The following is a 15,667-nucleotide window of genomic DNA, read 5'->3' as shown; positions in this document are numbered from 1 at the left end:
TAAAAAAAATGAGTTTATCCACAACAAGTATTAGAAGACCCGTATTTACCATAGTAATCAATTTAGCCATCGTTTTGTTTGGATTAATTGGTTACACCTTTCTGGGCGTTCGAGAATTTCCTTCGATTGATCCGGCACAAGTTTCGATTCGTACGAATTATGCCGGTGCAAATGCTGACATCATCGAATCCCAAATTACGGAACCGCTTGAAAAAGCTATCAATTCCATTGACGGGATTAGAAATGTAACTTCTTCCAGTGCGCAAGGAAGCAGTAACATTACCATTGAGTTTAATTTGGATAAAAATCTGGAAGATGCTGCTAATGATGTTCGTGATAAAGTATCGCAAGCTGTTAGAAATCTTCCTCAGGATATTGATTCTCCACCGGTAGTTTCTAAAGCTGATGCAAATGGTGATGCCATCATTTCGATGACTGTTCAAAGTGATACACGTAATGCGTTAGAACTTAGTGATTACGCTGAAAATGTAATTTCACAACGTCTGGAGACTATTCCTGGCGTAAGTGGCGTCCAAATTTGGGGACAAAAAAGATACGCCATGCGTTTGTGGATCGATCCTATAAAGTTGGCATCTTACGGTTGTACCGTATCGGAAGTGAGAGATGCATTAAACAAACAAAACGTTGAATTACCTTCGGGAAAACTAACCGGGGACAATACCGAATTGACTGTAAAAACAGTGGGGAATCTCTCTACTGCTGAAGAATTCAATAATATCATCATCCGTACCGAAGGCGAAAAAGTAGTGCGTTTCAGCGATGTTGGATTAGCAAGCCTTGGACCTGAAAACACAGAAACCAAAATGACACAATCCGGAACGCCATTAGTTGGTGTAGCTATTGTGCCACTTCCGGGAGCCAATTATTTAGATATTTCTACTGCTTTTTACAAGGAATTCGAAAAATTAAAAAAGGATTTACCAAAAGATATCAAACTGAATATCGCCATTGATAATACTATTTTTGTAAAAAAATCAGTTATTGAAGTCGCGGAAACATTAGGGATTTCTATTGTTCTGGTAATCTTGATTATCTATTTATTTTTTAGGGATTGGGCGATTGCTTTTAGACCATTGATTGATATTCCAGTTTCGTTGATCGCTACATTCTTTATCATGTGGCTTTTTGGTTTCTCTATAAATGTGTTGACATTATTGGCAATCGTTTTGGCAACAGGACTTGTGGTTGATGATGGAATTGTGGTCACCGAGAATATTTTCAAAAAGGTAGAAGAGGGCATGACACCTATCGAGGCAGCCATCAAAGGATCTAACGAAATATTCTTTGCGGTAATTTCAATTTCGATCACTTTAGCAGCAGTTTTTCTTCCTGTAATTTTCCTCGAAGGATTTGTGGGACGACTTTTTAGGGAATTTGGCGTCGTCATTGGCGCAGCGGTACTGATTTCAGCTTTTGTATCGTTGACATTAACCCCAATGTTAAACGCTTATTTGATGAAAGGCGGCGAACAAAAAAAATCAAAATTTTACATCCGCACTGAACCTTATTTTCAAAAACTAAACAGTGGTTATGCGAGTTCATTAAGCCGTTTCATGAAGAAAAAATGGTTAAGTTTCCCTATTTTGATTGCTTGTTTTGGATTAATTTATTTGTTTTTCAATCTTTTGCAAAAAGAAACAGCTCCGTATGACGACCGTAGTGGTTTTGTACTTCGTATGTCTACTCCTGAAGGTTCTTCTTATGAATACATGGATCGCTTCATGCAGGAAGTATCGAGATTGGTTGATGACTCGATTCCGGGCAAAAAAGTAGCCTTGGTAATTACGTCTCCAGGTTTTGGATCTTCATCGGTAAACAGCGGTTTTATTCGGGTATCATTGGTACAACCAAATGAAAGAGCCGATTCGCAAAAAGAAATTGCTGAGAAACTTACCAAATGGACGAAGCAATATCCCGACGCAAAAACATCCGTAATTGAGCAACCAACAATTGCCGTAAATCGACGCGGTGGATTGCCTATTCAATACATTATTCAAGCACCAAACTTTAAAAAACTGGAAGAAAAAATTCCTGTTTTCATGGATGAAGTTGCTAAAAACCCAACTTTTGCAGTTAGTGATGTGAATTTAAAATTTAACAAACCAGAAATTAATGTAACCATTGACAGAGAAAAAGCGGAAAGTTTAGGAATTTCAGTGATTGATATTGCACAAACGTTACAGCTTTCATTGAGCGGACAGCGTTTTGGTTATTTTATGCGAAATGGAAAACAATATCAGGTTATTGGACAATTCGACCAAAAAGACCGTTCGAAACCATTGGATTTAACTTCTATGTTTGTTAAAAATAATATGGGACAATTAATCCAAATGGACAACGTGGTGACGATTGAAGAAAAAAGTAACCCGCCACAATTGTACCACAATAACCGCTATATGGCAGCCACTGTCTCTGCTGGTCTTGCTCCGGGCAAAAGTATCAGCGATGGAATCGATGCAATGAATGAAATAAAAGCCAAAGTCCTTGACGATACGTTTACCACTGATTTAGGTGGAGAATCCAGAGATTTTGTCGAAAGTAGTTCGAATACTGCTTTTGCGTTTGGATTGGCTTTGCTTTTAATATTTTTAATTTTAGCGGCACAATTTGAAAGTTTTATTGACCCTTTCATTATTATTTTGACCGTGCCAATGGCCGTTGCGGGAGCTTTATTCTCCTTGTGGTTGTTTGATCAGACTTGGAATATTTTCAGCCAAATTGGAACCGTAATGCTTATTGGTTTGGTAACCAAAAATGGAATCCTGATTGTTGAATTTGCGAATCAGCTTCGAGAACAAGGCAAACCAAAATTAGAAGCGATATTAGAAGCATCGGAAGCGAGATTACGGCCAATTTTAATGACGAGTCTGGCTATTTCATTAGGCGCATTACCAATTGCGATGTCTCTGGGTGCGGCATCAACTAGTAGAATTGGAATGGGAGTTGTAATTGTAGGTGGTACTATTTTCTCTCTAGTTTTAACATTATTCGTTATTCCAGCGATGTATTTGATGTGGTCAAGAGCTAGAAAACATTATCCTGAATTTGATCATATTGAAGAATATGAAAAAGAGTTCAATTAATTTTAATGAAACGTTGATGATTCGGATTAAAGAAATTCATTGATCCGAATCAAAAAAATATAATTATGACACATAATAAAATAATTTTTCAAAGCTTAATACTAATCTTGCTCTGCGCAGTAAATGCTAATGCGCAGCAAGTGCTGACATTAGAAAGCGCTGTGAAAATCGCTTTGGAAAACAATTACGAAATAAAAATTGCGACCAATAATTTGACTATTCAAAAAACAAATGTAGCTATTGGAAATGCAGGAATGTTACCAACTGTTACCGCTAATGTTGTTGATAACAACAGTATTCAGAACAGTTCACAAATACGTCAGGACGGAACAGAAACTGAATTAGACAATGCTAAAAATAATAGTTTAAACTATGGCGTTGGATTAAATTGGACCATTTTTGATGGTCTGCGCATGTTTGCCAGAATGGATCAGTTAAAAGAGTTGCAAAAACTGGGTGAAGCACAATTAAAATTAACCGTCATCACAAGAATCAGCGATGTGAATGCTGCGTATTACGATTTGGTACAACAGCAACAACAATTAGCCGCTTTGGACACAACGATCGTTATTTCTAACCAGCGATTGACTTTGGCCCAAAACAGATTTACCATTGGAAAAGCATCTAAGTTAGAAGTTTTGAATGCCCAAGTTGATTTGAATACAGATCAGGTAGCATTGTTAAGACAAAAAGAATTGTACGCGAACAGTAAGATTTTATTAAACCAACTGCTGGCCAGAGATGTTGCTACGGATTTTAAAGTAATTGATGTTCTGAAAGTAGATTCCTTATTATCACTGCCAGAATTAAAAGCCTTAGCTGAAAAACAAAATCCGCAATTAGAAGCGCAAATTATCAATAAGAGAGTGGCGGAATTAGAATTGAAGCAGATAAAAGCGGCACGTTATCCTACCGTTCGAGTAAATACTGCCTATAATTTTTCAGAAAGTCAATCCAGTCTTGGTTTTTTGGCACAGTCCCAATCCAGAGGTTTGAACTATGGTTTCAACGCTTCATTGAATTTATTTGATGGTTTTGCGCAAAACCGAAATGAAAAAATTGCCAAGATTCAAATTGAAAATTCGAAATTAAATATAGATCAGCAAAATTTAGCTGTAAATTCACAGCTAGCGACCTCTTATCAAACCTATCTGACAAATTTAGAATTGATTGCTTTGGAAGAAAAAAATGAATTGATTGCCAAACAAAATCTGAACATAACATTAGACAAATTCCGCATTGGAACTATAACTACTTTAGAATTCAGAACTGCGCAATTGAATTATGTGAATGCTAAAGTGCGTTACAGCAATGCTCAATTTCAAGGGAAATTATCTGAAATCGCATTACGAGAATTGGCAGGAAATCTTATTTTTTAATTTATTTTTGTTAAAAATAGTATCTTAAATGATTTCGTACAACACAAAAGACTGGTTTACATTCATTTTTCGCTTTCACAAAGCGGACACCTTCAGAACGTTAATACCCTTAATGTTCGCTATTGGACTTTATTCCGGAATTATAGGCTATTTAGAAGTTGAATACTTGAAATTAGCTGACGATAGTTACGTGAAGAACATTACAATCATGCACGGAATGCTTGGTTTTGTAATTTCATTATTGCTTGTTTTCAGAACCAATACTGCTTATGATCGTTGGTGGGAAGGGCGCAAAATGTGGGGCATTTTAGTGAATAACAGTCGTAATTTAGCCATCAAACTTTCCGTTATCTTAACAGATGAAAAAGACCTCGCTTATTTTAGAAAATTAATTCCCAGCTACGCTTCTATTTTAAACAAACATTTAAAAGATGAAGAAACCGGCAAACAGTTATTTGACGATGTCGATTTAGAAATTGATCATCACAAACACAAACCGAATCAGGTCGCGAAAATGTTATTTCAGAAGATTAATGATTTATACGATTCCAAAAAAATAACGGGTGATCAACTGATTATTTTAAACGAAGAAGTAAAATCGTTTACTGATATTTGTGGTGCTTGTGAAAGAATTAAAAACACCCCTATTCCCTATTCCTACAGTGCCTTTCTTAAAAAATTCATCTTCTTTTATGTGATGACTTTACCTTTTGGATATGCTTTTAGTCTGGGCTATTATGTAGTTCCTGTGGTCGTATTTATATTTTATGTTTTGGCGAGTTTAGAGTTGATTGCGGAGGAAATTGAAGATCCTTTTGGAAGCGATGCGAACGATTTACCAACGCATAAAATTGCGGAGAACATTAAAAAACATGTAGAAGAATTAATTTAAATTTTGTTAAACTTCACTTCGATTAAAATTATTTTCATTAAATTTAAATTTTGCCTTTCTTTAAGTTTAAAACTATGAACAGTAATCGTGCTTTTATAAATCCACCTCATTTATCTAACGAGAAATCGTTGAAGACATTAGTAGAAAACAGAACCGTTTATTCGTTGAACCATTGTGAATTGAATCTTTTTGAGACTTATGAATCTTCTGCATTAGTTCCTTTGAAATTTAATGATTTTGTGGTGACCAGCATGTTACGTGGCAAAAAAGTAATGCACCTTTTTGATGATCCGGGATTTGTTTACTTACCTGGAGAAACCGTTGTGATTCCTTCGAATGTGGAAATGAAAATTGATTTTCCGGAGGCTTCAAAAAATAATCCTACGCAATGTTTGGCTTTGGCGATAGAACAAACAAAAATCACGGATACATTACAGTTTTTGAATGAGCGATATCCAAAAGAAGGAAACAATCAATTCTGGCAATTAAACTACCAAAATTACTTTTTTTATAATAATATCGAATTAGCAACAACAATTAATAAGTTAATCAAAGAATGCATGAGCACGTCAATTACAAAAGATGCTCTGGCTGATTTAACGTTACAGGAGCTATTAATTCGGATTATTCAGACACAAACTGCCAAAGCAATTGATGATGGATTATTTACAGATCCAAAAAATCCTATTACACAAGTAGTCGAATTCATTCGGTCGAATTTAAAAGAAAATTTCAGCATGAAACATTTGAGCGAAAAAGCATGCATGAGCACTACTTCGTTCTATCGTTTTTTCAAAAGAGAATTAGGAATGAGTCCTATTGAATTTGTTATTGGAGAAAAAATGAGATGTGCCAAACAATTGCTCAAAAATCCTTCGATACAAATCAATGAAGTTTGTTATTTATCCGGATTTGAAGATTGTAATTACTTTATTCGATTGTTTAAAAAACACGAAGGAATTACTCCTAAACAATATCAATTATTGTTTGTGAACTAGTTCTTATTCAATGTAGGTTAGAGGCTCCAGTGAAAGTTCTTCATCAGGTGTAAAAATGCGATATTCGATTCGGAATGTTTTCTTCAATGGTGTTTCCAAGGAAAATCCCCCAACGCCAAATGCATCAATTACATCCAAAGTAAAATGGGCGTGTTTCCAATATTCGAATAAATCCTTGTCTACCCAAAACTCCGCATTTTCGATTGTACCAATGCAAACATCACCCAATCTTTGGTAAAAACCTCCTTTTTCAAAACATTGTGGCTGCGTTCCTTCGCAACAACCTCCTGCTTGATAAAACATCAAATCACCATGTTTTTCCTGCAATATTTTGATTAATTCTATTGCTTTTTTTGTGGCATCAATTCTTTTTGTCATCTTTTTTTATTTAAAATAAAACCTGACAAATTTTAAAATCTGCCAGGTTAGTTATTAACGAAAATCTGTAACTTCTAAAAGAAACCTAATTTCTTTTTATCGTAAGAAATCAACATGTTTTTGGTTTGACGGTAGTGACCTAACATCATTTTGTGATTTTCACGACCAATTCCTGATTGTTTGTACCCTCCAAAAGGAGCTCCGGCAGGATAAGAATGGAATTGATTAATCCAAACACGACCTGCTTGAATTGCTCTTGGAACCTGATAAATTTCATGTGCATCACGTGTCCAAAGCCCGGCCCCCAAACCATACATCGTATCATTTGCAATAGCAATCGCTTCTTCAGTGGTCTTAAAAGTAGTTACCGCCAAAACAGGTCCAAAAATTTCTTCTTGGAAAATACGCATTTTGTTGTGTCCTTTGAAAAGTGTTGGTTTGATGTAATATCCTTCCGATAAATTTCCTTCTAAATGATTTTCATCACCACCAGTCAAAAGTTCGGCACCTTCTTCTTTTCCTAATTTAATGTAAGAAAGAATTTTTTCTTTTTGAACTAATGATGTCTGCGCTCCCATCATAGTGGTTTTGTCCAATGGATTTCCCATTTTAATTGCTTCTGTTCTTTCAATTACACGGGCGATAAATTTATCATAAATATCTTCGTGAACTAATAATCGAGAAGGACAGGTACAAATTTCACCTTGATTTAAAGCGAACATTACCGCTCCTTCGATCGCTTTATCGAAGAAATCATCATCAGCATCACCAACGGATTTCATGAAAATATTTGGAGATTTTCCGCCTAATTCTAATGTTACCGGAATAATGTTTTCAGTCGCATATTGCATTACTAAACGACCGGTTGGCGTGGAACCTGTAAAAGCTGCTTTTGACACTTTTTTATTGGTTACCAAAGCTCTTCCAAGTTCAGCACCAAAACCATTTACAATATTTATGACTCCAGGAGGAAGAATATCTCCAATCAATTCCATCAATATCAAAATAGAAATTGGTGTGCTTTCTGCTGGTTTTAAAACTACCGTATTTCCTGCGGCTAATGCTGGAGCGAGTTTCCAAACGGCCATTAAGATTGGAAAATTCCATGGAATAATTTGGGCAATAACTCCTAAAGGTTCGCTCAAAGCGATGGAAACGGTTTGTGAATCTAATTCGGCTATTGAACTTTCTTCAGCACGAATTACTCCTGCAAAGTACCTAAAATGATCAACTGCTAGCGGCATATCGGCAGCTAAAGTTTCTCGAATGGCTTTTCCATTATCAATAGTCTCAACGGTTGCAAGATATTCTAAATTATCTTCAATAACCTGAGCAATTTTATTCAATAAATTACTTCGCTCTGTAACAGATGTTTTTCCCCAGGTTTGAAAAGCTTCGTATGCTTTATCAACGGCAATATCTAAATCTTCTTTGCTTGAATGTGCCGCTTGAGTAAATACTTTTCCATCAATTGGAGAAAATACATCAAAATATTCACCTTTGACTGGTGCAACGAATTTTCCTCCAATATAATTATCATATTTTGCCTTAAATTCAGGTCTTTGCACTACGTTATCCATATCATTATTTTTTTATATTTTATCAAATTTAGTTTCCTATTTCTCGTTAGAATAGCATAATTCATCCAACTAATAGCATTAAATTTTCATTTGTGTTTTTTTAACCTAATTTTATTATTTAATTCACATTTATTTATATTTAACATTATCAATTCAATATTTCTTACAAGTACTTAATATCCCAAATCAGGTGTAAAAAACCAAAAAAATTGTTTCTTACTCCAACCTGCAATCCTTATATTTGCACCCGAGACCGAAAGTCGAACTGACGAAGTAATCTCATTAAAATTTACAGATGAAAATATCTTATAACTGGTTAAAACAATTCATTAAAATAGACTGGAAATCCGAAGAAACAGCAGCATTACTAACCGATTTAGGTCTGGAAGTCGAAATTGTTGAAAAATACCAATCGGTGAGAGGCGGATTAGAAGGCATCGTTGTAGGACATGTACTTACCTGTATTCAACATCCCGATGCCGACAGATTGAAAATAACTACAGTAGATTTAGGGAATGGCGTTCCAGTTCAGATTGTATGTGGTGCCAGCAATGTCGCTGCTGGACAAAAGGTGCCGGTTGCTACTATTGGAACTACATTGTATGATAAAGAAGGAGTCGCTTTTTCAATAAAAAAAGGAAAAATTCGTGGACAGGAAAGTCACGGAATGATTTGCGCCGAAGATGAATTAGGTCTTGGAGAAAGCCATGACGGAATTATGATTTTAGATGATTCTTTGTCACCTGGAACTCCTGCTGCAACAGTTTTCAAAATAGAGAATGATGAAGTATTCGAAATTGGATTAACCCCTAATCGTGCCGATGCAATGAGTCATTTGGGAACTGCCCGTGATTTGAGAGCAGGAATGTTACAAAGCGGCGTTAGTGTGGAACTGATTACGCCATCCGTAAGTAATTTCAGAGTTGACAAAAGAACTTTGAAAATTGATATCGATTTAAAAGAACCGAAACTTGCTCCCCGCTATTGTGGTGTAACTATTTCTGGAATAGAAGTAAAACCATCCCCAGCCTGGTTACAAAATAGATTGAAAGCCATTGGATTAAATCCAAAAAATAATATTGTAGATGTTACCAATTATGTTTTGCATGAATTGGGTCAGCCACTTCATGCTTTTGATGCTGCAAAAATCAATGGAAAAATAGTAGTGCAAACTCTTCCTGCAGGAACTAAATTTGTTACTCTAGACGATGTTGAAAGAACCTTACACGAAGAAGATTTAATGATTTGTGATGAAAAAGGTCCTTTGTGTATTGCTGGTGTTTTTGGCGGAAAAAAATCAGGAGTTTCTGAAAACACTAACTCTATTTTTCTGGAAAGTGCGTATTTTGATCCCGTTAGCATTCGAAAAACGGCTAAAAGACATCAATTGAATACGGATGCCTCATTTCGTTTTGAAAGAGGAATTGATCCAACTATTACGGAATATGCTTTGAAACGTGCTGCCTTATTGATTCAAGAAGTGGCAGGCGGAGAAATCACATCGGATTTAATTAATGTTTATCCAAAAAAAATAGAAAATTTTAATGTGTTTTTAAATTTCAGTAATGTTGATAAGATTATAGGTCAGCAGTTACCAAAAGATATTATTAAGAAAATTTTAGTTTCATTAGACATTAAAGTTAATAGTGTTTCTGATGCGGGACTTGGATTGACAATTCCTAATTATCGTGTGGATGTTCAACGAGAAATTGATGTTATTGAAGAAATATTAAGAGTATATGGATACAATAATATTAATTTTTCAAATAAACTTAATGCTACAGTTTTCAATGCGCCAAGAAATGAGGACTATAAAATTCAAAACACAATTGCCTCACAATTGAACTCACAAGGATTTCATGAAATGATGGCAAATTCACTGACTACGGCTTCCTATGTTGCCCTTTCAGAGCAATTGAATCCTTCTCACAATGTCACTATGCTTAATCCATTAAGTGCTGATCTATCAACAATGCGTCAATCGTTATTGTTTTCAGGACTGGAAGCAGTGTCTTATAATATCAATCGCAAAAACGCCGATTTGAAATTATTCGAATTCGGAAAAACATACCATAACTATCTTGCCGGTTATGAAGAAAAAAAGCACATGAGCTTATTTCTTTCTGGAAACAGAAATCAAGAAAACTGGACTAGTGTACAAAAAACGTCCGATTTCTTTTTATTTAAAGGATACGTCTCTGGAATACTTTCGAGATTAGGTATTGAAAAAATAAAAAATTTGCCGGTAACATCTGATGTGTTTTCAGAGGGAATAGCTATTGAAATTGGTAATGAAACAATCGTTGAATTAGGAGTAGTAAAAAAATCTATTTTGAAACATTTTGGAATTAAACAAGAAGTATTTTATGCTGATTTTAATTGGGATTTAATTTTAAAGAAAATTTCTATTAAAATTAAATATGTTGAGATTCCAAAATACCCTGAAGTTCGCAGAGATTTAGCCTTGCTAGTAGATCAAAATGTTACGTACGAAAGCATTTATAACATTGCCCGTCAGACCGAGAAATCATTATTAAAAGATATCGATTTATTTGATGTTTATGAAGGACAAAATCTTCCCGAAGGTAAAAAATCTTATGCATTAAGTTTTATTATACAAGACAATTCAAAAACTTTAACGGATGTTCAAATTGACAAAATCATGAACAAATTGCAAAAGAATTTTGAAACGGAGCTTGGAGCTAGTTTAAGATAAGTTCAATTTATATATTCGAGAAAATCCCGATTCTAAAATTAGAATCGGGATTTTTTTTATACAAAAGAGCCCTACAAATGCAGAGCTCTTAAGACTAACAAAATATCAACCTCTAAAATTATTTTTTTGGTAATACTACTGCGTTAATAACATGAATTACACCATTTGATTGGTTTACATCAGCAATCGTTACTTTAGCTTTGTTCATGTTTTCATCGGAGATATATAAATCTTTCCCTTTCATCCAAGCTGTTAAAGTTCCACCACTTACTGTTTTCATTGTTGCTTTTCCTTTTCCTTTTTTAATAGCTTTCGCTATATCTGAAGCATTCATTTTTCCTGCAACAACATGATAGGTTAATATTGATTGCAACATTTTCATGTTCTCTGGCATCAATAATGTTTCCACTGTTCCTTTTGGTAATTTATTGAATGCGGCATTTGTAGGGGCAAAAACGGTAAATGGTCCTTTACTTTGTAATGTTTCTACTAATCCCGCTGCTTTTACTGCTGCAACTAATGTGGTATGGTCTTTCGAGTTTAGTGCATTTTCAACAATATTTTTAGTTGGATACATAGCCGCTCCACCAACCATAACTGTTTTTTGAGCGAATGAAGTTGCTCCAAATACTAATGCCATAAATGCAATTGATAAAAATTTTCTAGTTTTCATAAAATCTGTTTTTTTTAAGTTATATAAAAGCATTTACGCACTATAATTACTTTTGGTTTTAAAAAAATGAAACTATTTTTTAAAAAACTGATAATCAATTATATAAATATTTTATTTCATATAAATTTGTTACTCTAAAAGTAGTGAATAGCCCTGATGGCAGGAAGTATCCTTTTTAGGGCGGGAAACAAATACGCATTATGATTCCAAAAGTAGTTCCGCACTAAAAAGATACTCCGTACAGCGGGAGAATCTGTTTTTGTAAGTTGGAAGTTCTGCTCCAAAAAAAATTAAACGAAAAGAAATTGTTTATTTTTAAACAAAAAAAAACTCCGCAAATTGCGGAGTTTTCTATATTCAAAAAATTTCAAGAAATTATTTTTTCTCTGATTTTTCCATTTTAGCTTTCAATGCTGCTAATACGTCATTATTGTCACCTAAAGTTGCAGCTGGTGCATTTGTAGATGCGTTAGATGAAGTATTTTCAGTAGCTGTTTTCACATTTTTTTCTTCTTCTTCACGGAAGATAGCAGTGTGAGATGCAACTACTCTTTTGAATTCTTTATTGAATTCGATTACTTTGAAATCAGCTGATTCTCCTTTTTTCAATTTCTTTCCGTCTTCTTTTTCAAGGTGACGAGTAGGAATGAAAGCAACGATATCATCTCCGAATTCTACAGTAGCTCCTTTGTCAACGATTTCAGAAATTTCACCTGTGTGGACAGTTCCTACAGCGAAAGAATCTTCATACTGATCCCAAGGATTAGCAGTAGTTTGTTTATGACCTAAAGATAATTTACGTCCTTCAACATCTAATTCTAATACTACTACGTCAAGTTTTTCACCAACGTTTACAAATTCAGATGGGTGTTTGATTTTTTTAGTCCAAGACAAGTCAGAGATGTAAATTAATCCATCAATTCCTTCTTCTAATTCTACAAAAATTCCAAAGTTTGTAAAGTTTCTAACGATACCTGAGTGTTTAGACCCTATTGGGTATTTAGCAGTGATATCAGTCCAAGGATCTTGAGACAATTGTTTGATACCTAATGACATTTTACGGTCATCTCTGTCTAAAGTTAAGATAACAGCTTCAACAACATCACCTACTTTTACGAAATCTTGAGCAGAACGTAAATGAGTAGACCAAGACATTTCAGAAACGTGGATTAAACCTTCAACACCTTCAGCAACTTCGATAAAAGCACCGTAATCAGCGATTACAACTACTTTACCTTTTACTTTATCACCAATTTTTAAGTTAGCATCTAAAGCGTCCCATGGGTGAGCATTTAATTGTTTCAATCCTAATTGAATTCTTGTTTTCTCATCATCGAAATCAAGGATTACAACATTTAATTTTTGGTCTAATTCAAGAACTTCACTTGGGTGGTTAATACGACTCCAAGAAAGGTCAGTAATGTGAATTAATCCATCAACACCACCTAAATCAATAAACACACCATAAGAAGTAATGTTTTTAACAACACCTTCTAATACTTGTCCTTTTTGTAATTGACCGATGATTTCTTTTTTCTGGATTTCGATATCCGCTTCAATAAGTGCTTTATGCGAAACAACAACATTTTTGAATTCGTGGTTGATTTTTACCACTTTGAATTCCATCATTTTGTTTACATATACATCGTAGTCTCTAATTGGCTTAACATCAATTTGAGATCCTGGTAAAAACGCTTCAATTCCGAAAACGTCAACGATCATACCACCTTTAGTTCTGCATTTTACAAAACCATTAACGATTTCTCCTGTTTCGTTAGCCGAAATAACTCTATCCCAAGATTTGATAGTACGTGCTTTTCTGTGAGATAATACTAATTGACCTGTTTTATCCTCACGGATGTCAATTAATACCTCAACAGTATCACCTACTTTTAATGCTGGGTTGTAACGGAATTCATTCAATGAAATAACGCCTTCCGATTTTGCGTTGATATCAACGATAACGTCTCTATCTGTAATTCTAACAACTGTACCATCAACCACTTCTTCTTGATCAGTAGCGATAAATGTTTTTGAAACTAGTTCTTCGAATTCTAATAAGTTTTTCTCATCAACAGCATCAATACCTTCTTCGAAATTGTGCCAGTTAAAATTTGCTAAAAACTCTTCTTGTGATTTTACTTGTTCAGACATGCTGATTAAAAATTTGTATTCTGTATTCTCTCGAGTTTCTTACTGTGCTAGAAAACAACAGAAGTTGTTTGTATAATTTATTGAACCCTAAAGGAAACTCTTATTCACCAAAAGGACTGCAAAAGTAACACATTTATCTTAATTAGCAAAATTTTACAGGTAAGATAATCGATTGAAAATCAGGAGCGAAATAATTGGTTTTTTTTGCAGGTAAAGTTCCCGCTTTCCGCTATATCTTTTATACAGCTTCCAGCCGTCAGAGGGCTGGAAGCTGTATAAAAGGATGCCGCTTCACTCGGGGCTAGTTAGCTTAAATCGGTATTTTTTAGCATAAAAAAAACCGATAACTATCTTTCAGTTATCGGGTTCTATTTATTTTCCTGTCACTTTTTAATGACTTACATTTTGAACATCCAAAGGATTGTGTTTATGTTTAAATAAAACAGCAAATGCAACAGCAATTATCAATGCGTAAATAGCAAAAGCCAGCCAAATCGTATGCCAGTCTTTCATGAAAATGGCTTTACTAAACAATCCATCGGCTGTAATTGTATTCCCTTGGCCAGTAACAAATTCCAACATTTTTGAATTCGTCGTTTCTGTTTCCAGAAAACCAGCCAAATCTGTAGTATTATTAAATGATCTTGTAAAGTATTTATCAATTGCCCATCCGGAAGTAAAACTTCCTAAAACCGCTCCAAAACCATTGGTCATCATCATAAACAATCCTTGTGCCGAAGAACGATTTTTTGGATCTGTAGTGGTTTCAACAAATAATGATCCTGATATATTAAAGAAATCAAATGCCATTCCATAAACCACGCAAGACATAATAATCATCCATAATCCGCTTGTTGGATTTCCGTAAGCAAATAATCCAAAACGCAATACCCAAGCCAACATACTGATTAACATCACTTGTTTGATACCAAAACGTCTTAGAAAAAAAGGAATCGCGAGAATAAATAAAGTCTCCGAAATTTGAGAAATTGACATTATAATCGTTGAATATTCCACAACGAAAGAATCCGCATATTTTGGAAAATGTTTGAATTCATCCAAGAAAACATCTCCATACGCATTTGTTAATTGTAAAGCGCCTCCTAAAAACATGGAGAAAACAAAAAACAAAGCCATTTTATAATCTGCAAATAATTTAAACGATTCTAATCCTAATGTTTCCATCACAGAAGCATTCTCTTTAGACAAGCGTTGCGGTTTACATTTTGGTAACGTAAAAGAATAAATTCCCAAAAGTATCGCCGCTAAACCTGCGATGTAAAACTGATACTCTGTCGCTTTATTTCCCGTTAAATTGGTAATCCACATCGCAACAATAAAGCCAATTGTTCCCCAAACCCGAATGGGCGGAAAATCTTTAATAACATCTTTATTATTTAGTTTAAGTGCGGTGTAAGAAATAGAATTGCTCAAGGCAATTGTCGGCATGTAAAAACACATTGCCAAAAGCATAATGTAAATAAAGGTTTCCGGAGTGGAAACTTGTGGAATATAGAATAGAACTGCAGCATATAAAATATGAAGAATTCCGTATAATTTTTCAGCATTCACCCATCTGTCAGCGATAATTCCGGTCAGTGTTGGCATAAATAATGAGGCAATTCCCATTGTTCCAAAAACCAACCCAAACTGAGTTCCTTCCCAATTTTTGGTGCCAAACCAGTAATTCGCAATGGTAATTAACCAAGCTCCCCAAACAAAAAACTGAAGAAAACTCATTATTACCAATCTATTTTTAATTCCCATGAGACGAATTTTTTTTTATTTTAAAA

At 34.6% G+C, this 15,667-nt stretch carries 10 protein-coding genes; 5 read left to right on the top strand and 5 right to left on the bottom strand.

Going from position 1 to position 15,667, the window contains the following annotated elements; all coding sequences use genetic code 11:
* Positions 1-8: 8 nt before the first annotated feature.
* The 4 genes from BMZ76_RS08275 (at position 9) to BMZ76_RS08260 (ending at position 6,373) form a co-directional block, all read left to right on the top strand.
* Positions 9-3,104: an efflux RND transporter permease subunit gene (locus tag BMZ76_RS08275; RefSeq protein WP_091204784.1), complete on the top strand. Its 3,096-nt coding sequence runs from the start codon at positions 9-11 to the stop codon at positions 3,102-3,104.
* 65 nt (positions 3,105-3,169) lie between these two features.
* Complete coding sequence (locus tag BMZ76_RS08270; protein WP_091204782.1) at positions 3,170-4,483, top strand: TolC family protein; 1,314 nt, start codon at positions 3,170-3,172, stop codon at positions 4,481-4,483.
* 28 nt (positions 4,484-4,511) lie between these two features.
* Complete coding sequence (locus tag BMZ76_RS08265) at positions 4,512-5,375, top strand: bestrophin family protein (RefSeq protein ID WP_091204779.1); 864 nt, start codon at positions 4,512-4,514, stop codon at positions 5,373-5,375.
* A gap of 74 nt (positions 5,376-5,449) precedes the next feature.
* Positions 5,450-6,373 carry an AraC family transcriptional regulator gene (locus tag BMZ76_RS08260; protein ID WP_091204777.1) on the top strand — a complete coding sequence of 308 codons (924 nt, stop codon included), beginning with the start codon at positions 5,450-5,452 and terminating at the stop codon, positions 6,371-6,373.
* Positions 6,374-6,376: 3 nt separating this feature from the next.
* Here the strand turns inward: BMZ76_RS08260 and BMZ76_RS08255 are convergent, their stop codons facing one another.
* Both BMZ76_RS08255 and BMZ76_RS08250 read right to left on the bottom strand, forming a co-directional pair.
* The gene (locus BMZ76_RS08255; protein ID WP_091204774.1) at positions 6,377-6,751 is read right to left on the bottom strand and encodes a DUF779 domain-containing protein; all 375 of its coding nucleotides are present in this window, start codon (positions 6,749-6,751) and stop codon (positions 6,377-6,379) included.
* A gap of 74 nt (positions 6,752-6,825) precedes the next feature.
* Positions 6,826-8,331 (bottom strand): aldehyde dehydrogenase family protein, encoded by a 1,506-nt coding sequence (locus BMZ76_RS08250; protein ID WP_091204772.1) that lies wholly within the window; start codon positions 8,329-8,331, stop codon positions 6,826-6,828.
* A 295-nt stretch (positions 8,332-8,626) separates the two neighbouring features.
* On the opposite strand from BMZ76_RS08250, the gene pheT reads away from it, so the two are divergent.
* On the top strand, positions 8,627-11,047 hold the full coding sequence (pheT, locus tag BMZ76_RS08245) for a phenylalanine--tRNA ligase subunit beta (RefSeq protein WP_091204769.1): 2,421 nt from the start codon (positions 8,627-8,629) through the stop codon (positions 11,045-11,047).
* A gap of 118 nt (positions 11,048-11,165) precedes the next feature.
* Here the strand turns inward: pheT and BMZ76_RS08240 are convergent, their stop codons facing one another.
* The 3 genes from BMZ76_RS08240 to BMZ76_RS08230 form a co-directional block, all read right to left on the bottom strand.
* Complete coding sequence (locus tag BMZ76_RS08240; protein WP_091205033.1) at positions 11,166-11,720, bottom strand: fasciclin domain-containing protein; 555 nt, start codon at positions 11,718-11,720, stop codon at positions 11,166-11,168.
* A 375-nt stretch (positions 11,721-12,095) separates the two neighbouring features.
* Entirely contained in the window at positions 12,096-13,874 is a 1,779-nt protein-coding gene (gene rpsA / locus BMZ76_RS08235) for a 30S ribosomal protein S1 (RefSeq protein ID WP_091204766.1), read from the bottom strand.
* 390 nt (positions 13,875-14,264) lie between these two features.
* A complete protein-coding gene (locus BMZ76_RS08230) occupies positions 14,265-15,641 on the bottom strand; it encodes a nucleoside permease (protein ID WP_091204763.1) in 1,377 nt (458 codons plus the stop codon).
* Between the last annotated feature and the right edge of the window lie 26 nt (positions 15,642-15,667).

This window comes from Flavobacterium xueshanense, assembly GCF_900112975.1.
GTDB lineage: Bacteria > Bacteroidota > Bacteroidia > Flavobacteriales > Flavobacteriaceae > Flavobacterium > Flavobacterium xueshanense.
The sequence above is the reverse complement of the archived record's forward strand: the minus strand, read 5'-3'. Positions and strand labels throughout refer to the sequence as shown.